The organism is Shimia sp. W99, assembly GCF_053851455.3.
In genome coordinates this window covers 693,772-714,626 of record NZ_JBSQBU020000001.1, presented here as the reverse complement: position 1 = coordinate 714,626, position 20,855 = coordinate 693,772, and the positions used below count along the sequence as shown (strand labels likewise).

The following is a 20,855-nucleotide window of genomic DNA, read 5'->3' as shown; positions in this document are numbered from 1 at the left end:
ATAGGGCGCATGCCCACCGCTCCAACAGGGAGAACGGAACATGAGCAAGTTGGCAGATTATGATGGCCCGATCCTTGAGATCGACAAGCTGTCCATCTCCTTTTTTACCCGCCTGCGCGAGATCCCCGCAGTGATGGATTTCTCGGTCCGGGTGCAACCGGGCGAGGCCGTGGGCCTTGTCGGGGAATCCGGTTGCGGCAAATCCACCGTGGCGCTGGGCGTCATGCAGGACCTTGGCAAGAACGGCAAGATCGTCGGCGGCACCATCAAGTTCAAGGGCCGCGATCTTTCGGAAATGAGCGCTGACGAGCTGCGCGATATTCGCGGCAACGAGATCGCCATGATCTATCAGGAGCCCATGGCCTCGCTGAACCCTGCGATGAAGATCGGCAAGCAGCTCATGGAAGTGCCGATGATCCACGAGGGGATCGGCGAAAAAGAGGCGTGGGACCGTGCACTCGAGGTGGTCACGGATGTGCGCCTGCCCGATCCGGAGCGGATGCTCAATTCCTTCCCGCACCAGCTTTCGGGCGGCCAGCAACAGCGGATCGTGATCGCGATGGCGCTGATGTCCAAACCGGCGCTCCTGATCCTTGATGAACCCACCACCGCGCTTGATGTCACCGTCGAGGCGGCGGTCGTGGAACTGGTCAAGGATCTGGGCAAGAAATACGGCACGTCGATGCTCTTCATCTCGCACAATCTCGGCCTTGTGCTTGAAACCTGTGATCGCCTCTGTGTGATGTATTCCGGCGAAGCGGTTGAGCGCGGCTCGATTGAAGATGTGTTCGACAACATGCAGCACCCCTATACGCAGGCGCTGTTCCGATCTATCCCACTTCCCGGAGCGGACAAGAATGCGCGCCCGCTGGTGGCGATTCCGGGCAACTTCCCCCTGCCCCATGAACGCCCGCCGGGCTGTAATTTCGGCCCACGCTGCGACTATTTCGAAGAAGGACGCTGTGATGCACAGGACATTCCGATGGTGAATGTCAAAGGGTTTGAGCGCCATTCAACCCGTTGTCTGAAATCCGAGGAGATCGACTGGAACGCCCCGATCACCGTAGGAGAGCAAAAGGAAAAGGCCGAGGTCGGCAAGGTTGTTCTCAAGATGGACAATCTCAAGAAATACTACGAAGTGGCGGCCAATGCCCTCTTTGGCGGCGGCGACAAGAAGGTGGTGAAAGCCAACGAAACCCTATCCTTTGAGGCGCGTGAATCCGAAACACTGGCGATCGTGGGCGAGTCGGGGTGCGGCAAGTCCACCTTTGCCAAGGTATTGATGGGGCTGGAAACCGCCACGGACGGCCAGATCCTTCTCGATGGCAACAACATCGAACAGACCCCGATCCAGAAACGTGACACCAAGACGGTGGCTGATGTGCAGATGGTGTTCCAGAACCCGTTTGATACGCTGAACCCGTCGATGACCGTGGGCCGCCAGATCATGCGCGCCCTGGAAATCTTCGGCGTTGGAGAGTCCGAAGCCGACCGGCGTAAGCGCATGCTGGAACTGCTCGACCTCGTCAAACTGCCGCGCGCCTTTGCCGATCGCATGCCGCGCCAGCTTTCGGGCGGACAGAAACAGCGTGTCGGCATCGCCCGCGCCTTTGCGGGCGGGGCCCGCATCGTGGTGGCAGACGAGCCTGTCTCGGCGCTGGACGTGTCGGTGCAGGCCGCCGTGACCGACCTCTTGATGGAAATCCAGCGCGAGGAAAAAACCACGCTGCTCTTCATTTCCCATGACCTTTCCATCGTGCGTTATCTCAGCGATCGGGTCATGGTCATGTATCTTGGCCACGTGGTCGAGATGGGATCCACCGACCAGGTCTTTGCGCCGCCTTATCACCCTTATACCGAGGCGCTGCTCTCGGCGGTGCCGATTGCCGATACGTCCGTGGAGAAGGAGCACATCGTTCTTGAGGGCGACATTCCTTCGGCCATGAATCCGCCGCCGGGCTGCCCCTTCCAGACGCGCTGCCGCTGGAAATCCGAGGTGCCCGGTGGCCTGTGTGAGCAAGAGGTACCGCCCGTCCGCCAGCTCGCCGAAGGCCATCAGGTCAAATGCCACCTCGCGGATGATATTCTTGCGCGCATGACCCCGGTGATCAAGATCGCGGCCGAGTAACGCACGACCAATCGCTCAAAGCGCGAATGCCGTGCCATGCGTGCGGCAGTCGCGCGCTATGACCGCGTCCCAAAACCGATCCTCAGCAAGAGAGCGCGCACCGAGGCGCCGGGCGATGCAGATGTTCCACGTCATCGTTCGGTCCAACCGGATTGGGCGCAGATCACCCTGGGCGACATGCTCGGCAAAGGTTTCAGCCATGCCGCCAACAACCATGGTGCTGGTCTGGCAAAGCGCGGCAAGAAACGCATAATCGTCACATTGCACCTGTGGCAGACGTCGCGTCTTTCCCCCTTCCGCCGCGTCGTCGTCCAGCATCGAGCTCAGCGCGGCCTGCCAGTGCTTGTGGAGAAATGGCGAGCCCAGAGGATATTCGCGCAACACGTCAGCCAGATGATGCGGACCATCCCGATGTAGGGGATGATTACGACCGGCGACAAAAACAACCGGTCGCTTGTCCAGCACCTGTATCTCGATCTGGTCGGTCCATGGCGTATGCGTCAGATCGCCGACAAAGATGTCCAGTTCTCCGCGTTCCAGCTGGGCAATCGGTTCCTCTGCCGCACCAACCGTGATCTGGCTTTGAAGGTCGGGCATGTCCGACATCATCTCGCTCAGGATCGGGGCGACAATGGTGCGGGTGGTCAACGGCCCGCAGCCGATGACAAGCCGTGCCCCGCCACCATCAACCAACGCATCCGCCTTGTTGTGAAACCGTCCCAGATCATCCAACAGCCGCTCGGCCAGCGGCAGGAAGGCGCGCCCGTTCCCCGTCAGGGTAAAGCCCAACCGGCCTCTTGTGAACAGGACCATGCCAAGCTCTTCCTCGGCGCGTTGAATGATGCGCGACAGGGTGGCGTTTGACACCCCCAAGGCGCGCGCGCTGTCCTGAAGGCGCCCGGTCCTCGCCAGGCTGAGAATTGCCTTCAAGGGAGTTTCGTCAATCATGGTCTGCCTTATCATTTCAGAATTTTTCGCTTTCCTTTCATAATGCGAAACAATTGCATCGGCAAATTGAGAGGCGGCAACCCGGAAGCTAGGCTTTTTTCAAGCCGCCAGATGGGCGGCCGTCCATCAATTCATTTAACAGGATTCCGACATGCGACACTTCTCATTGTCCAGTCTGATGCGCCCCTTTGCCACCGGCCTTGGTCTGATGGTAGCACTCACCGCCACAGCGCACGCACAGGACAAACCCAACATCCTCGTCATCATGGCGGACGATGTCGGCTGGGCCAGCCTTGGCAGCTACCATCAAGGTGTCAAAAGCATCGAAACACCCAATCTCGACACTTTGGCATCTCAGGGTATGCGCCTGACAGACTATTACGCTCAGCCCTCCTGCACCGCTGGCCGTTCCGCCTTCATCACGGGACAGTTTCCCGTTCGGACCGGCATGCACACCGTTGGATTGCCCGGCGATCCCATCGGCCTTACTCCAGAAGATCCGACCATTGCCAACTTGCTGAAATCAATGGGCTATACCACGGGCCAGTTCGGCAAGAACCACTTGGGCGATCAGAACCGCTTCCTGCCAACCAACAAGGGTTTTGACGAATATTGGGGCTGGCTCTATCACCTCAACGCGATGGAATACACGTCCGACCCTGATTGGCCGGATGACCCGGAATTCGCGGCCCAGTTTGGTCCGCGCAACATCATCCACGCATGGGCCACCGAGGAAGAGGACGAAACCGTTGATCCCCGCTGGGGCAAAGTCGGCAAGCAACGTATCGTGGATGACGGCCCCGCCCCGCCCGAACGTCAGAAAACGCTCGAAGACGAAGTGACGGCCAAGACGCTCGATTTCATCAACCGCGCCGTGGACAGCGAGACGCCGTTCTTTGTCTGGATGGCCCCGGCCCGCGCGCATGTCTGGACCCATCTCAGCCCGAAATACGAAGCGATGCTGGGGAACGGTCGCGGGCTTCAGGACGTCGTGATGAGGGAACTCGACGACAATGTTGGCAAGGTACTGGGACATCTGGACGAACTGGGCATCTCCGACAACACCCTTGTCGTTTTCACCTCGGACAACGGTCCCGAAACAATGACCTGGCCCGATGGCGGCACCACGCCCTTCCACGGCGAAAAAGGCACCACTTGGGAAGGTGGCTTCCGTGTTCCCGCCATCATCCGTTGGCCCGGCAAAGTGCCCGCGGGTGTCGTCGCCAATGGTATCTTTGACGGTCTGGACTGGATGCCCACCCTTGTCGCCGCCGCTGGTGGCCCCGAGGACCTGCCCGCGCGTCTGAAAGAGGGCTACGAAGGCTACAAGGTGCATCTCGACGGCTACAACCAGATGTCCTTCCTGACGGGTGAAACCGGCTCCAACCGGAACGAGATCATCTATTACGAAGGCACAAACCTGCAGGCGGTGCGCTATCGCGACTGGAAGGCGCATTTTGTGATCCAGGAAAAAGGCTGGGCCGGGCCCAAGGAAGAGCTGAACGCGCCGCTGTTGTTCAATCTCCGGCGCGACCCCTATGAAAAAGCGGCCGAGGAATCGGGCATGTATACCCGCTGGATGGGGAACAAGATGTGGGCCTTTGGCCCCGCGGCCCGGCTTGTGCAGGCGCATCTGGGCACCTTCGCGGATTTCCCCCCGCGCGGTGCCGCCGTCAAGAACGAAGCGCATGTGCAGGAGCAAACCGCATCCGAAGGCGGCTTCTCGCAATAGAGCGCCCACCACTGCAAAAAAACGCGCCGCCCCTGCAAGGGGCGGCGCTTTTCCTTGCCAGAGTCCGCACGCGGGCCTAGCCTGCGCCCATGACCCGTTTTGCCCCCTTGCCCGAACCGCCCTATTACGCCGTCATCTTCACCGCGCAACGTCGCGAAGGGGATCAGGGATATGGTGCCATGGCCGACAGGATGGTGGAGCTTGCCGCCGCCCAGCCGGGCTATATCGGCATCGAAACCACACGTGATGCGGAGGGCCTCGGCATCACCGTCAGCTATTGGCAAGACGAGGCCGCGCTCATGGCCTGGAAACAGGTCTCGGAACATCTTCTGGCGCAAAAACTGGGCAAAACCCGCTGGTACGAGCATTACACCCTGCGCGTCGCCAAGGTCGAACGCGCCTATGACGGCCCCGAGGGGCGCTAGGATCAGCAGCTCCTAGTCCTCAAGCAAGTGCTCATACCGCGCATCTGTCAAGGTTTTCAGAAACGCCACGATCGCGTCGATATCGCGCTCGGAAAGGGCTTCCCCTTCGGTCAGCTCTCCCACCGCCAGCGTCATGAACACCTCCGGCAAGGCCCACGGCTCACCGGTTTCCGGGTTGACCTGCCACTTGCGTCGCTTGGACTGGTACTTGTTGTAAAAGCGTACCGCCGTGCGCAGGTCGGTGAACACGCCGTTATGCATGTACGGCCCCGTTACCGCGACATTGCGCAGGGTCGGCACCCGGAACCGACCGGCCTCCGCCGGATGATCAACACCCGGATTGTCCAGCAATCCCGCGTCCCGTCCGGCACGCCCATGCGCGGCGCGCACGGCTTTGTTCACCGGGACTCCGATATTGTGATACTCGAAACTCGTGAAGATCTCGCCCGGATCATCGGCACGCGGAGATGACTGGTGGCAAAGGCTGCAATTCGTGGCCTCCGGGTCAAAAAACAAGTCCCGTCCCCGTTCTTCCTGACGACTGAGCGTGGCCTCTCCCCTCAAATAGCGGTCAAACCGGCTGTCAAACGGCGAAAACGGGTCTGTGCGCTCGAACGCGGCAATGGCTTCGGTCATCGCGGCAAAACCAGCCTCGTCCTCGTGCAGCACCCCCGCCCCAAAGGCCTCTTCAAAGGCCAGCATGTACTCCCGATCCTCCGCCAGCCGCGCCACGAGTGCCGCCCTGTCCGGCATGGCCATTTCGAGCGGATTGAGCGGCGGTCCCCCGGCCTGATCTTCCAGCGTCTCCGCCCGACCGTCATGAAACAGCCCGCCAACATAGCGCCCCGCCCCGTTGCGATGAAACGCGGGAACATGGGCGGCATAGCCAAGCGTCGGCGCATTGCGATCCCCAAGCGAAACCCCGTCATCCCCCAACGACACCGCCCGCCCCACGATGGTCACGCGCGGATCGGTGAAGGCGTGCGCCGGGTCGTGGCAGGTGGCACAGGATTGCGTTTCATTCAGCGACAGGCGCGTTTCAAAGAACAGCCGTTCCCCCAACGCCTCAAGACGGGCTTCGCGCGGCTCGGCCAGACCGGTTCCCACCAGCCCCAGCGCAAAAGCACTCAACAAGACAAACCCGCGCATCACTGCTCCTCTTCTTTTCGGAGCCGTTCTATCAGGTCATGCAAAGGGGGAATTGATATCCGTCAAACGGCACGTCAGAGCCCAAGGATCACACGCACGTAATTCTGGGTTTCCTTGTAGGGCGGCACGCCGCCATATTTCGTCACCGCTTCCGGCCCCGCGTTATACGCCGCCAACGCAAGACGCCACGAACCGAACTTGCGGTATTGCTGGCTGAGATAGCGTGCGCCACCCTCAAGGTTCTGCTGCGGGTCCAGAGGGTCCACCTTAAGAACCCTTGCCGTCTCGGGCATCAGCTGCGCCAGCCCAAGTGCCCCCTTGTGCGATTTTGCCGAAGCGTTCCAGCCGGATTCCTGCTGAACCAGTTTCAGGAACATGTCCACCGGCACCCCATGCAGCAACGCTGCCTGCCGCGCCATTGCCAGATAGGGGCCGTTGTACTTTCCCTTGTAACGCCCATCACCCCATTTCGAAGGCGTATAAACCGGCTTGGGTTTGAGACGTACCGAGTTTTTGTATTGCTCTGACGCACGCCCATCCAGAAGCTTGGTCTGGTTCTTGAACAGCCGCGCCTGCGACTTGGTCGAAAACGCGCTCTGCGCCAGCGCCGGAGACGCTGCCAGCAAGGCTGCAACCACAATACCACTCACTTTCCACGACATGACTTTGTCTGTCCCACCCGTGTTTTGCGCAGTTTTATAACATTTTACCGGGAAATTTCCAGATCAACCGCACAGGCCCCGCGCCCGATGGCCGAAATTCGCCACGGCATTTGCGCGGTCAAAGGGGTTTTCCACAAGAATCGACTTCCCATTTGGCAGGGGCAATGGTGTATGGTGCCCTGAACAAAGCAATACAGATTCCGAGGGAGACAGGCGCATGGCCGGATCGGTGAACAAGGTAATTCTCGTGGGCAACCTGGGGCGCGACCCAGAGGTCCGCAGCTTCCAGAATGGCGGCAAGGTCTGCAACCTGCGCATTGCCACCTCTGAAACATGGAAAGACCGCAACACCGGCGAACGCCGCGAACGGACCGAATGGCATTCCGTGGCGATCTTCTCCGAGGGCCTCGTCCGCGTCTGTGAACAGTATCTTCGCAAGGGCTCCAAGGTCTATATCGAGGGCCAGCTGCAGACCCGCAAATGGCAGGACCAGTCCGGCCAGGACCGCTACTCGACCGAAGTTGTCCTTCAGGGCTTTAACGGCACGCTGATCATGCTCGACGGTCGCAGCGGCGGCGGCGACAGCGGCGGCTTTGGCGGCGGCTCGCAGGGTGGTTATGATCAGGGCGGCAGCTATAGCGGCGGCTACGATCAGGGCGGCGGCAATTTCGGCGGCGGCAACCAGGGTGGCTCCGCCCCCTCGCGCGACCTTGATGACGAAATCCCGTTCTGAGCGGATCTGACACATGACCGGTTTCCCCGATTTCGCGGCAGCATTGCAGGCGCGTCTTGTCACCTATTGCGCGATTGACAGCCAAAGTGACGAAAACACGACGTCGCAACCCAGCACCGCGATTCAGCTCGACATGGCGCGTCATCTCGTGGCCGAGCTGGAGACCATCGGGGCATCGGACATCACCCTGACCGCCTATGGCGCGGTCCTCGCCACGGTGCCCGCCACCGTGGCCGACGCGCCTTCCATCGGCTTTTGCGCCCATGTCGATACCGCGCCCCAGTTCAACGCGACCGGCGTGAAACCGCGCGTGCATGCGAATTGGGACGGGTCCGACATCACCTACCCGGACGCGCCCGATCTGGTGCTCAGCCCATCGACATCGGATTACCTTGCCTCCAAGGTCGGGGATGACATCATCACGGCTTCCGGCCTGACGCTGCTTGGCGCGGATGACAAAGCCGGCGTGGCCATCATCGTGACCATGGCCGAGTACTTGCTCACCACACCGGGCCTCGAACATGGCAAGGTGCGTCTGGCTTTCACCCCGGACGAAGAGATTGGCCGCGGTGTCGATCCGCGACTGCCCGCCGATTTCGATGTCGATTTCGCCTATACGCTCGACGGCGCCCGCGTGGGCGAGATCGAGTTTGAAAGCTTTTCCGCCGACGGTGGCCTGGTCCGGATCACGGGGGTTTCCGCCCATCCCGGCTATGCCAAGGACAAACTGGTCAATGCCCTGCATGTCGCCGCGCATATCGTGGCCGATCTCGACAAGCCCGGCGAAACCCCCGAAACCACGTCCGATCGCGAAGGCTTCATCCATGTCTACGGGCTCGAGGGCGGCTCGGCCGAGGCCGAGATTCGCTTCATCCTGCGTGATTTCGAACGCGACGGCCTCGACGCACGACGCTCCCGCCTTAAGAATGCCTGCAACGCTGCCGAGGCTGCATTCCCCGGCGCAATCGTGACCTGCGAGATCACCAAGCAATACCGCAACATGCGCTACTGGCTCGAAGAGGACATGACCCCGGTCGACATTGCGCAAGACGCCTATCGCGCCGAAGGCATCACGCCCAAGCCGGGGATCATCCGGGGCGGCACCGATGGCTCGCGCCTGACCGAACTGGGCGTGCCCTGCCCCAACCTCTTCACCGGCATGCAGGACATTCACGGCCCGCTTGAATGGATCAGCGTTCAGGACATGGTGCTCTCGACCCGCATCTGTGCCCAGCTCGTTCAGATCGCCGCCAAACGCGCCTGATACAGTCTTCCATGACCAAAAAACGCCGGAGGTTATCCCCTCCGGCGTCTTTCTATTGCTACCGCCCGCTTCAGCGGGCCCGCGTGCCTGTTCCCTTGATGGGGACAGGCACGCGCCCTTGGCTCAGCTCTCGTCCCCAAACCCGTAGGTTTCGGTGACGTAATCAATATCCTTGTCACCCCGCCCCGACAGGTTGATCAGGATAGACTTGCCCGGATGGTTCTTGGCTTCACGCATGGCAAAGGCCACCGCATGCGCGCTTTCCAGCGCCGGGATGATGCCTTCACGCCGCGACAACGCATAAAACGCGTTCAGCGCCTCCTTGTCGTCCGCGGCCACGTAATTGGCCTTGCCGGTGCGATAAAGATGCGCGTGTTCCGGTCCGACGCCGGGGTAATCCAGACCCGAAGCCACCGTATGTACCGGCGCAGGTTCGCCGTTTTCATCCTTGAGCAGCATGGTGCGGAACCCGTGAATGTCACCGTCTTCGCCATAGGTGATCGTCGCCGCGTGATCGCCAAGCTTGGACGACGTGCCAAGCGGTTCAACTCCATAAAGCGCCACGTCCTCGTCCTCGATGAACCCGGCAAAGATGCCCATCGCGTTCGATCCGCCCCCGACACAGGCCGCCACGATATCGGGCAGGTTCCCTGTCATCTCAAGGAACTGCTCGCGCGCCTCGATGCCCACGATATGCTGGAAATCCCGCACCATCATCGGGAAGGGATGCGGCCCCACCACCGAACCGATCGCAAACAGCGCCGTGTCGGCCTGAGGCACATAGGACTGGAACGCCGAATCCACCGCTTCCTTGAGCGACCGCCCGCCAAAGCCTACCGGTACCACTTCCGCGCCCAACAGCTTCATCCGCGTCACGTTCGGCGCTTCCTTGGCGATGTCGATTTCGCCCATGTGGATTTCACATTCCATGCCGAAATAGGCCGCCGCCGTGGCCAGCGCCACGCCATGTTGCCCGGCGCCGGTTTCCGCCATGAGCTTGGTCTTGCCCATATGCTTGGCCAAAAGTGCTTCTGCCATGCAATGGTTGAGCTTGTGCGCCCCGGTATGGTTCAGGTCTTCGCGCTTGGCATAGATCTGCGCGCCCCCGGACATGTCACTCAGGTTCCGCAGATACGAAACCGGCGTCGGCCGCCCCTGGAAATGCTTGCGCACGTAACGCAGGTCCCGAATGTACTCCGCCGAGTTCGAAATCTTGGCATAGGCCTCGGCGATCTCCTTGAAATGCGGCTCCAGAACCGGCGGCAGCATCGCGCCACCATACTCCCCGAAATAGCCTTCCGCGTTCGGTGTCGATTTCAAATAAGATGACATTCAGCTTCTCCCAAAAATTCAGTCCACGGCACTTTGACTGTTTTTTGGGCAACCGTGATAAGACGTTTTGACGCGGCGCACCGGATCACGTCAGCGGCGCGCCAGCTCTTCCCGCAGCAAGGTCAGGACCGTTTCGCGCGGCACATCCGCCGTCACAAAAGCCTCGCCAATCCCGCGAGCGAGGATGAAACGCAACTGCCCGTCGACCACCTTCTTGTCCTGCCCCATCAGGTCAAGAAGCACTTCCGCCTCCGGCAAGTCGCCCGGAATATCCTTGAGATCGACCTTCATTCCCATCTCCGCCAGATGCTGACGCACCCGGCTCGGATCTTCCTGCGAACACAGGCCCAGCCGATACGAAAGCTCGAACGCCAGCGCACAGCCAATCGCCACGCCCTCGCCATGCAGCAACCGGTCGCCATAGCCCGTCGCCGCTTCGAGCGCATGACAGAAGGTGTGGCCAAGGTTCAACAGCGCCCGATCCCCCTGCTCGGTCTCGTCGCGCATGACGATCTCGGCCTTCATCTCGCAGGAGCGTTTCACCGCCGCGATCCGCGCGCCCATGTCCCCCGCAGCCAGTGCAGGCCCCTGCCCTTCCAGCCACTCGAAGAAATCGCTGTCCCCCAGCAGCCCGTATTTCACCACTTCTCCGTAGCCGGCAAGGAAATCGCGCGGTGTCAGCGTGCCCAACACCTCGGTATCCGCCAGCACCAGCGTGGGCTGATGAAACGCCCCGATCAGGTTCTTGCCCTGCGGCGCATTGATCCCGGTCTTGCCGCCAACCGAACTGTCGACCTGTGCCAGAAGGCTCGTCGGGATCTGCACAAAGCCCACGCCCCGGCGCAAAACAGCCGCCGCAAACCCGGTCAGGTCGCCGATCACACCGCCCCCAAGCGCGACCACCAGATCGCGCCGCTCGACCTTCTGCTCCAGCAGCCATTCCACCGTGCGCTCAAAATGCGGCCAGCTCTTGGTGCTTTCACCGGCGGGCAGCACGATCGCCTCGCAGGCAATCCCTTCTGCAGCCAGTCCCGCGCGCAAGCCCTCAAGATGCAGTGCGGCGACGTTTTCATCCGTGACGACACAGACCTGCTTGCGCTTGAGAAACGGCGCGATCAGCGCGCCGGACCGCGCCAGAAGCCCCGGCCCGATGTGAATGTCATAGGCACGCCCCTCAAGGCCGACATGCAACGTTTCCATCATGCGTCATTCTCCACCAAAACATCCGGGCGCGTCTTCAGCGCCTCAATCACCCGCTCTGCGGTCTGTTCAATTGAAAACCCGGCCTGTGTGGCGACCGGCAACTCTGCCAGCTGGTAAAACGGCACCCGCGCGGCAAAAATCTCTTCCAACGTCTTGCGCGGGTTCGACGTGCGCAACAGCGGGCGGGTGTCCTTGTGCCTGACCCGGGTCCACAACAGGTCCACATCCGCATTCAGCCAGACCGCCACGCCCTTCTCGGCGATCATCGCCCGGTTGCCCTCGGCAAGGTAGGCCCCGCCTCCGGTCGACAGGATGCAACGTTCACTTTCCAGCAGACGTTCGATCACCTGGCTTTCCTTGGTGCGAAAAAACGGCTCGCCGTCGCGGGCAAAAATCTCGGCGATAGTCATGTTGGCGGCTTTCTCGATCTCGGCATCCGAGTCCAGAAACGCCACGCCGAGCTTGGCGGCCAGGGCGCGCCCAACGGCGGTTTTCCCAGCTCCCATCATGCCCACAAGCACAACCGTTTTTTTTAATTCATAGCCCATGAACCGCCCATCACTGACCCCTGATCGGCCAAGCCTCGCTCATATTTCACGATTTCGCACTGAATGACGTGATCTTGGCCAAAAGGCCAGTTATATGTTGGAAAAAAATGGGCAGGAAAATTGAGGGCAATCATGGGCAAACTGATCCGTGCAATTCTGGGGCTGGTGCTGTTGGCGGTGATCGCCCTTGTGGCCTATGCCTATATCGGTCCGATCTTCGGGGCCGATTTCTCGGCACCCCAAAGCGAAACGCGCATTCCCGTGGAACTGCATGGTAACTAAACCTATCCTGCTGGCGGCGCTGGCCGCGCTCGTCCCCACCACACCGCTTCTGGCCGAGGACGCCCCGCTCTCGGCCATCGAATGGCTGAACCCGACGCCCACGGTGACGCTCGACATGGGCCTGCCCATTGCCGAGCCCCCGGTGAGCGAAGGCGTCGCCACGCCTGCTATCGACGTCACGACGCTTGATCAGGAAGGGCGCGATTCGGTCGGCCTCCTGCCGTCTTCGGTGACCGGCCTGCCCAGCACGCTCTGGTCCAACTCCAACGCATCGCGTCTGGCCGACATGGTCCATGGCCAGCGCGCCGAGGTCGTTCCTGCGATGCAGGCGCTGCTCTATACCCTGCTTTTGGCCGAGGCCAACGCACCATTGGATGCAGGAACGGCCAATGAATTGCTTCTGGCCCGCGTAGACAAGTTGGTCGAAATGGGTGCCCTGGAACAGGCCGCCGCCCTGCTTGAACGCGCCGGCCCCGACACGCCCGCGCTGTTTGCCCGCTGGTTCGACGTGACGCTTCTCATGGGACAGGAAGACGCCGCCTGCAAGGAGTTGACCGCAGCCCCGCACCTTGCCCCGGGGTACGGCGCACGTATCTTCTGTACCGCCCGCGCGGGCGACTGGCGCGCCGCCGCCCTGACGCTCGACACCGCCAAGGCGCTGGGCCTTATTTCCGAGGAAATGGACGCCCTCCTGTTGCGCTTCCTCGACCCCGACCTTTTCGAGGGCGAACCTCTGCTGGTCGCGGCCACCACCCCGAGCCCTCTCAAGTTCCGCCTCTACGAAGCCATCGGCGAAGGCCAGACCACCGCCACCCTGCCGCGCCCCTACGCCCATGCCGACCTGCGCGATACCGCTGGCTGGAAGGCCCAGCTTGAGGCCGCCGAACGGCTGGCCCGTACATCCGCCCTGCATGAAAACCGCCTTCTCGGCATCTACACCGAACGCAAACCGGCCGCATCCGGCATGATCTGGGACCGGGTCTCGGCGCTTCAGGCCTTTGACCGTGCCATGAGCGATCGTGATCCCGGACGCGTTGCGGAAACCCTGCCCGGCGCATGGGCGGCAATGCAGCAGGTGCATCTGGAAACCCCCTTTGCCCGGCTATACGGCGGCGCCCTGCTCACGCTCCCCTTGCAGGGCGTGACCGCCCGACAGGCCCGCGACATCGCGCTGTTGTCCGCCGAATACGAACGTGCCGCCCATGCCGGACCGCGCGATTTCCTCGCCGGCCTCGCGCTGGGCATGCCGCCCCGCCTGCCGCAGGACCGCACGCACCGTGCCATCGCCGATGCATGGCACGGCGCAGGTGTGCCACAGAAAATCTCGGCCATGCTCGCGCGGGGGCAACTGGGCGAAGCCATTCTGCACGCCATGGCGCTCATGGATGACGGGGCCGCGGGCGATCTTGGCGCCCTGACCGAGGCGCTGGCCACCCTGCGCGCCGTCGGTCTCGAAGACACGGCCCGGCGCGCCGCCCTGCAGGTGGCGCTGCTCGATACACGGGGGTGATGCATGGACAACCTACACTGGATATCCACCTTTCTCGATGCACAAGCCGCCGAGCTTGGCGCGGCCCGGAACACCCAGCTGGCCTATGCCCGCGACCTGCGCGCCTTTTCGGACTGGGCCAAGGGCAACGGTTCGGATTTCGCCGCAATCCAGCGCAGCGACATCGAAGCTTATCTCGTCGCCTGTGATGCCGAGGGTCTGGCCCAGTCCACCCGCGCCCGCCGCCTCTCCGCGATCAAGCAACTCTACCGATTTGCTTTCGAAGAAGGCTGGCGCAAAGACAACCCCGCGATCCAGATCAAGGGCCCGGGCCGGTCCAAGCGTTTGCCAAAGACGCTTGATGTGCTTGAGGTCGATCGCCTGATCGACGCGGCCCGCACCACGGGCCGCTCCGAAACCGACCGCCTGCGTAACACCTGCCTGATGCAACTCCTCTATGCCACGGGCATGCGCGTCACCGAGCTCGTAAGCCTACCGGTCTCCGCCGCGCGCGGCGATCCACGCATGCTTCTGGTCATGGGCAAGGGTTCAAAAGAGCGCATGGTGCCGCTCTCGCCCCCCGCGCGGACGGCGCTCGCGGCATGGCTCAAAACCCGCGATGCCGCCGAAGACGCGCGCCGGGCCGATGGGTATGCGCCATCGCGCTTCCTATTTCCCTCGCGCGGCAAATCCGGCCACCTGACCCGGCATCGTTTCTATATGCTGATCAAGGAACTGGCGGTGTCCGGGGGTGTTTCACCGGACAAGGTCACGCCCCACACCCTGCGCCACGCCTTTGCGACACACCTTCTGGCCAACGGCGCCGATCTGCGCGCCATCCAGACGCTTCTGGGCCATGCCGACGTGGCCACAACCGAGATCTATACCCACGTCCTTGATGAACGCTTGCGCGATCTGGTGCTGGAAAATCACCCGTTGGCACGTGACAGTGACGACAACTGACCCCCCAGCCCCTTGATTGCGCCCCCGCCTGCCCCCATAACCCAACAGGAACCAACGGGTTAGGATCATGGACGCAACCACCGCCACACTCGACAGCTCTTTCTGGATCAGCGCCGGCGCCATCGCCGGACTTCTGATCCTCTCGGCCTTCTTTTCAGGCAGCGAAACCGCGCTGACCGCCGCTTCGCGCGGCAAGCTGCGCACCCAGGCCGACAAGGGAAACCGCGGCGCTCAGAAGGCCCTTGATATCACCGAGGACAATGAACGCCTGATCGGCTCCGTTCTTCTGGGCAACAACCTCGTCAACATCCTTGCCGCCTCGCTTGCCACCGCGCTCTTTACCCGCGCCTTCGGCGAAAGCGGCGTGGCGCTGGCCACGCTGGTGATGACCTTTCTGGTGCTGATTTTTGCCGAGGTGCTGCCCAAGACCTATGCCATCACCGCCCCCGAAACCGCCGCCTCGCGCGTCGCCGGAACGATCGGCATCGTGGTGCGCGTCTTCGCCCCCGTGGTCTCGGCCGTGCGCCTCTTGGTGCGCGGCGTGCTGCGCGTGTTCGGCGTGCAGACTGATCCCGACAGCCATATCCTTGCCGTGCGCGAGGAGATCGCTGGCGCGATCCAGCTTGGCCATTCCGAAGGCATCGTCGAAAAGGAAGACCGAGACCGTATCCTTGGCGCACTGGACCTCTCCGAACGCGCCGTCGAAGAGATCATGTTGCACCGCTCCGGCATCGAGATGATCGACGCCGACAGCGACCCCGCCGACGTGCTCGCACAGTGTCTCGAAAGCAACTACACCCGCTTGCCGGTCTTCAAGGACGAGCCCGAAAACATCATTGGCGTGGTCCACGCCAAGGATCTCCTGCGCGGCATGCACCGCCAGATCGCCGATGCCGAAGGCAGCCTTGCCGACCTGACCAATTTCGACATCACCAAGGTCGCCAAGAAACCCTATTTCGTGCCCGAAACCACCTCGCTCGACGACCAGATGCGCCAGTTCCTGCGCCGCCGCTCGCATTTTGCGCTCGTGGTGGATGAATACGGTTCACTGCAGGGGCTGATCACGCTGGAAGACATTCTCGAAGAGATCGTGGGCGAGATCACCGACGAATTCGACCCCGACGCAGAACACCCGATCGGCAAATCCGAGGACGGCCAGTTCCTGATCGAGGGCGCCATGACCATCCGCGATCTCAACCGCGCCACCGACTGGAACCTGCCTGATGACGAGGCCAACACCATTGCCGGTCTGGTCATCCACGAAGCCCAGATGATCCCCACCGTGGGGCAGGTCTTCTCCTTCCACGGCTTCCGCTTCGAAGTCACCGGGCGCGAGGACAACCGGATCACCCATCTCAAGATCCGACCCCTCTGAGCGATACCGCAAGCGCGGGATTTGGGTATTTATGACCATTGAGAAACAGCACGTCTGCCCTTCTCAATGGTCCTCAAATACCTTGGGGGAGTCACAGCCTGCTGTGACGGGGGCAACGCCCCCTGATGGGCGGCCCCACAAAATTTGATAACATGTGCAATATTTCACCTTGCTCCAGCAGGCATTCGGTTCCACACACGAAACCGTACCCATCGGAGCGGGACCATGCACAATCTCCAAGGCATCTTTCTCGTGATCGGCGCGATGCTCGGCTTCACGCTGGGGGATGTTTTTGTGAAACAGCTTTCGTCCACCCATGCCACGGGCCAGATCCTGTTTGCCATGGGCGGAATTTCCGCCCTGATCTTTGCCGCCATTGCCCGCGTCCGGGGCGCGCGCCTCCTGCAACGCGCGGCGTGGCAGCCGCTCCTGGTGCTGCGTGCCGTTGCCGACGGCGGCGCGGCGATGTTTTTTACCTCCGCCCTGGCACGGGTCGACCTCTCCACCGTCGCCGCCGTGTTTCAGACCCTGCCACTGGTCATCACACTCGGTGCCGCCCTGTTCTTGAAGGAAACCGTCGGCTGGCGCCGCTGGAGCGCCGTGATCGTCGGCTTCTGCGGTGTCCTTCTGATCATCCGCCCCGGTTTCGAAGGGTTCGATCCTGACACACTCCTGGTTCTTGGCGCCGTCGCCCTGATCGCCACCCGTGACCTGATCACCCGCCGCGCGGATGTCGCGGTGTCGTCCTACGTCCTCGCTGTTCAGGGCATGGGCGCGCTCAGCATTGCCGGGGTGATCCTTCTGGTCCTGTCGCCGCGCAACCTCGCGCCGATGGACATCCCCGAACTTGGTTTTCTTGCCGGAGCCGTCATCTTCAATACCTTGGGCTACTGGGGCATCGTGATCGCGATGCGCATCGGCGAAGCCTCGGTCGTGGCCCCATTCCGCTACACCCGCCTCGTCTTCTCGGTCATGGGCGGCATCCTGGTGTTTGGCGAACGCCCCGACCCGCTGACCATGACCGGGGCCGCGCTGATCATCGGGTCCGGCCTCTATACCTTCCTGCGTGAACGACACCACAAACAGTCCCGCACCCCTGCCAGGACTCAGTCCAGCTCGGCTGGAAAGGCCACCCAGAACGTCGCGCCGCCGTCATCGTTGTTGAAATAGCCGATCTGGCCCTTCATATCCTGCGTCATGCGCCTCGAAATCGCCAACCCAAGCCCGGTCCCCTGCACCGATCGCTTGTCCGACGAATTCGCCTGGGCAAACCTTTGGAAAATCCTGCCTTCCAATTCCTTGGGCACGCCGGGCCCCCGGTCCTGCACCGACACGCGCACCCATCCGGGCGCCAATGAGACCCGTATCGTGATACAGGCTTCGGGTGGTGAGATTTTCGACGCGTTCGACTGCAGGTTCGTCAGGATCTGCAGAAACCGTCCCCTGTCCGCGACAATCTCGACACCCTCCGCACGAGGACTCACGTCGGTCTCCACCCTCTGTCCGGGCTTCAGGTAACCGGCCATGTTCCCGATCGCCTCCCTTACCGCCTCGGCGACCCTGAACTGCTCATTGTAATAGCTCAGCTCTCCTGCCTCCAACGACTTGAAGTCCAGCAGCTCGTTCACAAGGCGCAGCAGCGTTTCACACCCCCGCTCGGCGACCGCCATCAGCTCTTTCATTTTCGGGCTCATCTCGCCAATCGCCCCCGAATTGGCAAGCCGGATCACCCCGGCGATCGAGGTCAGCGGCGTGCGCAACTCGTGGCTCACCGTGGCAAGGAACTCGTCCTTCTGCAGTTCCGCCTGAACGCGCTCGGTAATGTCCGAGCACTGGAACAGGAACCGCACTTCGTCCTCCTTGTTCACGAACCTGACACCGCGGACCATGGCATGTTTGCGATCGCCATTCTTGCACAGCAGCTCTGTTTCAAAGGTGATTTCCTTGGACTTGCCGTTGTAGAAATCCTGTTTCCTACGCACCTCGTCCGGGTCCATGTCGAACCACACAAGCTTCATCAGGCTCATCCCCAGAACTTCGTTCGGCGCATAACCCAGCATCTCGGCAAAAAGCGCGTTGCAGTCCTGCAATCGCGCCTTGGGACAGAACACCGCGATCCCGACCGGCGAATGGTTCAGCATCAGGCGGTTGCGTTGATCGGTTTCCTTCGCAATCCGCCGGATCGTTTGTTCCGTAGTCACATCGGTATGTGTCCCGGCAAGCACGAGCGGATGACCATAGTCGTCGCGCTTGATGATATGGGCGTTCGACTCGATCCAGACCCAATGCCCGTCCGCATGGCGGATGCGATAGGTGTTCCGGTTTTCCGAAGCCTGCCCGCCAAGGAACGCGGCATCCCGTTCAAACAAACGTTCAAGGTCGTCCGGATGCATGCGCGCATGCCATTCTCGCTGCGGTTCGATGTCCGCATCCGGTTCAATTCCGAGCATGGTTTTCCAGGTTGGCGACACCTGCGATTTCCCGGTTTCCAGGTCGACACTGAACAGCCCGACGCCGGACGAGGCCAGAATCTTGCAGATTGTCGACCGTTCCATGAAGTCGCCAAATCCGTCGTCGCCACTTATGCGTGGGTTTACCGACGCACAGGTGGTGGAGGCGGGGTTCCGGTCATCGTTCCTGCCGTCAGCCATCCCATTTCCTTTCCCGAGTGATCGGTTCTGATCACCCACCGCACAGTTGCAACCCCCGGCCTGTCCCTCAATGCTAACAAAATCTTAAGTTGCATCAACAGGCAATCACTCAACACAGGGAATATTCACGCAGCTGTTCCCCAACCGCCTCAAACGGGCACGCAGGATTGCAGCGGTGCCATCATGTCACTGTCAGCGCTAACGACCAAGAAAACAGGCCGTTAGCGCTATCGGCCCCGGTTTACATTCTCTCCGCCCCTGCTATAGCTGCGCGCAACACACTGGCCATTTCAGGGACCTCAAAGATGAGCACCATTATCGACATCCACGCCCGCGAAATTCTCGACAGCCGGGGCAACCCCACCGTCGAAGTCGACGTGATCCTCGAAGACGGCACCATGGGCCGCGCTGCCGTGCCTTCGGGCGCCTCGACCGGCGCGCATGAGGCGGTGGAAAAGCGGGACGCCGACAAGAGCCGTTACATGGGCAAAGGCGTTCTGGAAGCGGTCGCCGCGGTCAACGGCGAGATTGCCGAAGAACTGGTGGGCATGGACGTGACCGAACAGGTCGCCATCGACATGGCCATGATCGAACTTGACGGCACCCCCAACAAGGGCCGTCTTGGTGCCAACGCCATTCTCGGCGTCTCGATGGCCTGCGCCAAGGCCGCGGCCGATTTCACCGCGCAGCCGCTCTTCCGCTATATCGGCGGCACCTCGGCCCGTGTCCTGCCGGTCCCGATGATGAACATCATCAACGGCGGCGAACATGCCGACAACCCGATCGACATTCAGGAATTCATGATCATGCCGGTCAGCGCGGCCAACATCAAAGAAGCCGTGCGCATGGGGGCTGAGGTCTTCCACACCCTGAAAAAGGAACTCTCCGCAGCGGGCCTGTCGACCGGGATTGGCGACGAAGGCGGTTTTGCCCCCAATATCGCCTCGACCCGCGCCGCGCTCGACTTCATCAAAACCTCGGTGGAAAAAGCCGGCTACAAGCTTGGCGAAGACATCTACCTTGCCCTCGATTGCGCCTCGACCGAGTATTACAAGAACGGCAAATACGAGATGGCCGGCGAAGGCAAATCGCTGACCTCGGAAGAAAACGCCGAATACCTCGCCCAGCTCTGCGCCGATTATCCGATCATCTCGATCGAAGACGGCATGAGCGAAGATGATTGGGAAGGCTGGAAAATCCTGACCGACAAGATCGGCGACAAGGTCCAGCTGGTGGGTGACGACCTCTTCGTGACCAACCCCGTGCGCCTTGCCGACGGCATCGCCCAGGGCGTGGCCAACTCGATGCTGGTCAAGGTGAACCAGATCGGCTCGCTGACCGAAACGCTGAAAGCCGTCGATATGGCCCACCGCGCGCGCTACACCAACGTGATGTCGCACCGCTCTGGCGAAACCGAAGACGCCACGATTGCCGACCTTGCCGTCGCCACCAACTGCGGCCAGATCAAGACCGGCTCGCTCGCGCGTTCGGACCGGCTCGCCAAATACAACCAGTTGATCCGCATCGAGGAACTGCTCGGCGAGACCGCAGAATATGCAGGCCGCTCGATCCTGAAGTGATTTCGGCGCCAGCGCGACACATTCAAACCCCGCGCCCTTCGCGCGGGTTTTTTTTCACCCCATACCACTGACGCATCCGCGTCACAGGGATCTGATCTGCCCCGGCCCTATTGTTCCGATGCCCCGTGCAGCCGGGCGTAGTCCTCGGACTCGTAAAACGCCCGCGCCCGGGACATCGACGTGAAACGAACGACCATGGCCCCTGATCCAGACGCCTGCCCCGTACTTTCCGTGCCGTCCGATTCCTGAAAATGCCCATCAAAGGCCGCAACAACCGGCCGGGATTTCTCAACAAACCTGTCAAATGCCGCATGCCCCTTTTGTCCGGGACGCGCCACCATAAACACATAGCTCATCGCAATGCCTTTCATCAAACACGGGCGCTATCCTA

At 61.6% G+C, this 20,855-nt stretch carries 19 protein-coding genes; 11 read left to right on the top strand and 8 right to left on the bottom strand.

Annotated elements, in window-relative coordinates:
- Nucleotides 1–40 precede the first annotated feature (40 nt).
- Nucleotides 41–2,128 carry a dipeptide ABC transporter ATP-binding protein gene (locus tag ACS3QZ_RS03470; RefSeq protein ID WP_456036586.1) on the top strand — a complete coding sequence of 696 codons (2,088 nt, stop codon included), beginning with the start codon at nt 41–43 and terminating at the stop codon, nt 2,126–2,128.
- A gap of 15 nt (nt 2,129–2,143) precedes the next feature.
- Here the strand turns inward: ACS3QZ_RS03470 and ACS3QZ_RS03465 are convergent, their stop codons facing one another.
- Complete coding sequence (locus tag ACS3QZ_RS03465; RefSeq protein WP_456036585.1) at nt 2,144–3,076, bottom strand: LysR family transcriptional regulator; 933 nt, start codon at nt 3,074–3,076, stop codon at nt 2,144–2,146.
- Between the two features lie 151 nt (nt 3,077–3,227).
- Between ACS3QZ_RS03465 and ACS3QZ_RS03460 the strand changes: the two genes are divergently transcribed.
- Both ACS3QZ_RS03460 and ACS3QZ_RS03455 read left to right on the top strand, forming a co-directional pair.
- Entirely contained in the window at nt 3,228–4,808 is a 1,581-nt protein-coding gene (locus tag ACS3QZ_RS03460; protein ID WP_456036584.1) for an arylsulfatase, read from the top strand.
- Nucleotides 4,809–4,897: 89 nt separating this feature from the next.
- Nucleotides 4,898–5,233: an antibiotic biosynthesis monooxygenase family protein gene (locus ACS3QZ_RS03455; protein ID WP_456036583.1), complete on the top strand. Its 336-nt coding sequence runs from the start codon at nt 4,898–4,900 to the stop codon at nt 5,231–5,233.
- Between the two features lie 12 nt (nt 5,234–5,245).
- Here the strand turns inward: ACS3QZ_RS03455 and ACS3QZ_RS03450 are convergent, their stop codons facing one another.
- Nucleotides 5,246–6,382 carry a cytochrome-c peroxidase gene (locus ACS3QZ_RS03450; protein ID WP_456036582.1) on the bottom strand — a complete coding sequence of 379 codons (1,137 nt, stop codon included), beginning with the start codon at nt 6,380–6,382 and terminating at the stop codon, nt 5,246–5,248.
- A gap of 74 nt (nt 6,383–6,456) precedes the next feature.
- Nucleotides 6,457–7,044, bottom strand: coding sequence for a lytic transglycosylase domain-containing protein (locus ACS3QZ_RS03445; RefSeq protein ID WP_456036581.1), 588 nt, complete (start codon nt 7,042–7,044; stop codon nt 6,457–6,459).
- Between the two features lie 217 nt (nt 7,045–7,261).
- Here ACS3QZ_RS03445 and ssb point away from each other — a divergent pair, with 217 nt between their 5' ends.
- Complete coding sequence (gene ssb / locus ACS3QZ_RS03440; RefSeq protein WP_456036580.1) at nt 7,262–7,777, top strand: single-stranded DNA-binding protein; 516 nt, start codon at nt 7,262–7,264, stop codon at nt 7,775–7,777.
- Nucleotides 7,778–7,790: 13 nt separating this feature from the next.
- Nucleotides 7,791–9,041, top strand: coding sequence for a peptidase T (pepT, locus tag ACS3QZ_RS03435; RefSeq protein WP_456036579.1), 1,251 nt, complete (start codon nt 7,791–7,793; stop codon nt 9,039–9,041).
- Nucleotides 9,042–9,164: 123 nt separating this feature from the next.
- Here the strand turns inward: pepT and trpB are convergent, their stop codons facing one another.
- The 3 genes from trpB to ACS3QZ_RS03420 all read right to left on the bottom strand — a co-directional run bounded on the left by trpB (nt 9,165) and on the right by ACS3QZ_RS03420 (nt 12,124).
- The gene (gene trpB / locus ACS3QZ_RS03430; RefSeq protein ID WP_456036578.1) at nt 9,165–10,373 is read right to left on the bottom strand and encodes a tryptophan synthase subunit beta; all 1,209 of its coding nucleotides are present in this window, start codon (nt 10,371–10,373) and stop codon (nt 9,165–9,167) included.
- A gap of 90 nt (nt 10,374–10,463) precedes the next feature.
- Nucleotides 10,464–11,576: a 3-dehydroquinate synthase gene (aroB, locus tag ACS3QZ_RS03425; protein ID WP_456036577.1), complete on the bottom strand. Its 1,113-nt coding sequence runs from the start codon at nt 11,574–11,576 to the stop codon at nt 10,464–10,466.
- On the bottom strand, nt 11,573–12,124 hold the full coding sequence (locus tag ACS3QZ_RS03420) for a shikimate kinase (RefSeq protein WP_456036576.1): 552 nt from the start codon (nt 12,122–12,124) through the stop codon (nt 11,573–11,575). The genes aroB and ACS3QZ_RS03420 overlap by 4 nt, the downstream gene beginning before the upstream one ends.
- 132 nt (nt 12,125–12,256) lie before the next feature.
- Between ACS3QZ_RS03420 and ACS3QZ_RS03415 the strand changes: the two genes are divergently transcribed.
- From ACS3QZ_RS03415 to ACS3QZ_RS03395, 5 genes are all read left to right on the top strand, one after another.
- Nucleotides 12,257–12,406, top strand: a complete 150-nt coding sequence (locus ACS3QZ_RS03415; RefSeq protein WP_456036575.1) for a hypothetical protein — start codon at nt 12,257–12,259, stop codon at nt 12,404–12,406.
- Nucleotides 12,396–13,916, top strand: coding sequence for a hypothetical protein (locus tag ACS3QZ_RS03410; protein WP_456036574.1), 1,521 nt, complete (start codon nt 12,396–12,398; stop codon nt 13,914–13,916). The genes ACS3QZ_RS03415 and ACS3QZ_RS03410 overlap by 11 nt, the downstream gene beginning before the upstream one ends.
- Before the next feature lie 3 nt (nt 13,917–13,919).
- Entirely contained in the window at nt 13,920–14,858 is a 939-nt protein-coding gene (locus ACS3QZ_RS03405; protein WP_456036573.1) for a site-specific tyrosine recombinase XerD, read from the top strand.
- Nucleotides 14,859–14,925: 67 nt separating this feature from the next.
- Nucleotides 14,926–16,233: an HlyC/CorC family transporter gene (locus tag ACS3QZ_RS03400; RefSeq protein WP_456036572.1), complete on the top strand. Its 1,308-nt coding sequence runs from the start codon at nt 14,926–14,928 to the stop codon at nt 16,231–16,233.
- Nucleotides 16,234–16,458: 225 nt separating this feature from the next.
- The gene (locus ACS3QZ_RS03395; protein WP_456036571.1) at nt 16,459–17,403 is read left to right on the top strand and encodes a DMT family transporter; all 945 of its coding nucleotides are present in this window, start codon (nt 16,459–16,461) and stop codon (nt 17,401–17,403) included.
- Here the strand turns inward: ACS3QZ_RS03395 and ACS3QZ_RS03390 are convergent.
- The gene (locus ACS3QZ_RS03390; RefSeq protein ID WP_456036570.1) at nt 17,340–18,884 is read right to left on the bottom strand and encodes a PAS domain-containing sensor histidine kinase; all 1,545 of its coding nucleotides are present in this window, start codon (nt 18,882–18,884) and stop codon (nt 17,340–17,342) included. The two genes, ACS3QZ_RS03395 and ACS3QZ_RS03390, sit on opposite strands and share 64 nt — an antisense overlap.
- 305 nt (nt 18,885–19,189) lie before the next feature.
- Here ACS3QZ_RS03390 and eno point away from each other — a divergent pair, with 305 nt between their 5' ends.
- On the top strand, nt 19,190–20,464 hold the full coding sequence (eno, locus tag ACS3QZ_RS03385) for a phosphopyruvate hydratase (protein WP_456036569.1): 1,275 nt from the start codon (nt 19,190–19,192) through the stop codon (nt 20,462–20,464).
- 107 nt (nt 20,465–20,571) lie between these two features.
- On the opposite strand, the gene ACS3QZ_RS03380 is transcribed toward eno, so the two are convergent.
- Nucleotides 20,572–20,820 carry a DUF1330 domain-containing protein gene (locus tag ACS3QZ_RS03380; protein WP_456036568.1) on the bottom strand — a complete coding sequence of 83 codons (249 nt, stop codon included), beginning with the start codon at nt 20,818–20,820 and terminating at the stop codon, nt 20,572–20,574.
- Nucleotides 20,821–20,855: the final 35 nt, after the last annotated feature.

Bases quoted from the DNA above. Each gene is read 5' to 3' on its own strand.
- ACS3QZ_RS03390 (WP_456036570.1), bottom strand. From the start codon at position 18,884: ATGGCTGACGGCAGGAACGATGACCGGAACCCCGCCTCCACCACCTGT.
- ACS3QZ_RS03465 (WP_456036585.1), bottom strand. From the start codon at position 3,076: ATGATTGACGAAACTCCCTTGAAGGCAATTCTCAGCCTGGCGAGGACC.
- ACS3QZ_RS03380 (WP_456036568.1), bottom strand. From the start codon at position 20,820: ATGAGCTATGTGTTTATGGTGGCGCGTCCCGGACAAAAGGGGCATGCG.
- ACS3QZ_RS03395 (WP_456036571.1), top strand. From the start codon at position 16,459: ATGCACAATCTCCAAGGCATCTTTCTCGTGATCGGCGCGATGCTCGGC.
- eno (WP_456036569.1), top strand. From the start codon at position 19,190: ATGAGCACCATTATCGACATCCACGCCCGCGAAATTCTCGACAGCCGG.
- ACS3QZ_RS03445 (WP_456036581.1), bottom strand. From the start codon at position 7,044: ATGTCGTGGAAAGTGAGTGGTATTGTGGTTGCAGCCTTGCTGGCAGCG.
- ACS3QZ_RS03455 (WP_456036583.1), top strand. From the start codon at position 4,898: ATGACCCGTTTTGCCCCCTTGCCCGAACCGCCCTATTACGCCGTCATC.
- ACS3QZ_RS03460 (WP_456036584.1), top strand. From the start codon at position 3,228: ATGCGACACTTCTCATTGTCCAGTCTGATGCGCCCCTTTGCCACCGGC.
- ACS3QZ_RS03420 (WP_456036576.1), bottom strand. From the start codon at position 12,124: ATGGGCTATGAATTAAAAAAAACGGTTGTGCTTGTGGGCATGATGGGA.
- aroB (WP_456036577.1), bottom strand. From the start codon at position 11,576: ATGATGGAAACGTTGCATGTCGGCCTTGAGGGGCGTGCCTATGACATT.
- ACS3QZ_RS03450 (WP_456036582.1), bottom strand. From the start codon at position 6,382: ATGCGCGGGTTTGTCTTGTTGAGTGCTTTTGCGCTGGGGCTGGTGGGA.
- trpB (WP_456036578.1), bottom strand. From the start codon at position 10,373: ATGTCATCTTATTTGAAATCGACACCGAACGCGGAAGGCTATTTCGGG.
- ACS3QZ_RS03470 (WP_456036586.1), top strand. From the start codon at position 41: ATGAGCAAGTTGGCAGATTATGATGGCCCGATCCTTGAGATCGACAAG.
- ACS3QZ_RS03415 (WP_456036575.1), top strand. From the start codon at position 12,257: ATGGGCAAACTGATCCGTGCAATTCTGGGGCTGGTGCTGTTGGCGGTG.
- ACS3QZ_RS03405 (WP_456036573.1), top strand. From the start codon at position 13,920: ATGGACAACCTACACTGGATATCCACCTTTCTCGATGCACAAGCCGCC.
- ssb (WP_456036580.1), top strand. From the start codon at position 7,262: ATGGCCGGATCGGTGAACAAGGTAATTCTCGTGGGCAACCTGGGGCGC.
- ACS3QZ_RS03400 (WP_456036572.1), top strand. From the start codon at position 14,926: ATGGACGCAACCACCGCCACACTCGACAGCTCTTTCTGGATCAGCGCC.
- pepT (WP_456036579.1), top strand. From the start codon at position 7,791: ATGACCGGTTTCCCCGATTTCGCGGCAGCATTGCAGGCGCGTCTTGTC.
- ACS3QZ_RS03410 (WP_456036574.1), top strand. From the start codon at position 12,396: ATGGTAACTAAACCTATCCTGCTGGCGGCGCTGGCCGCGCTCGTCCCC.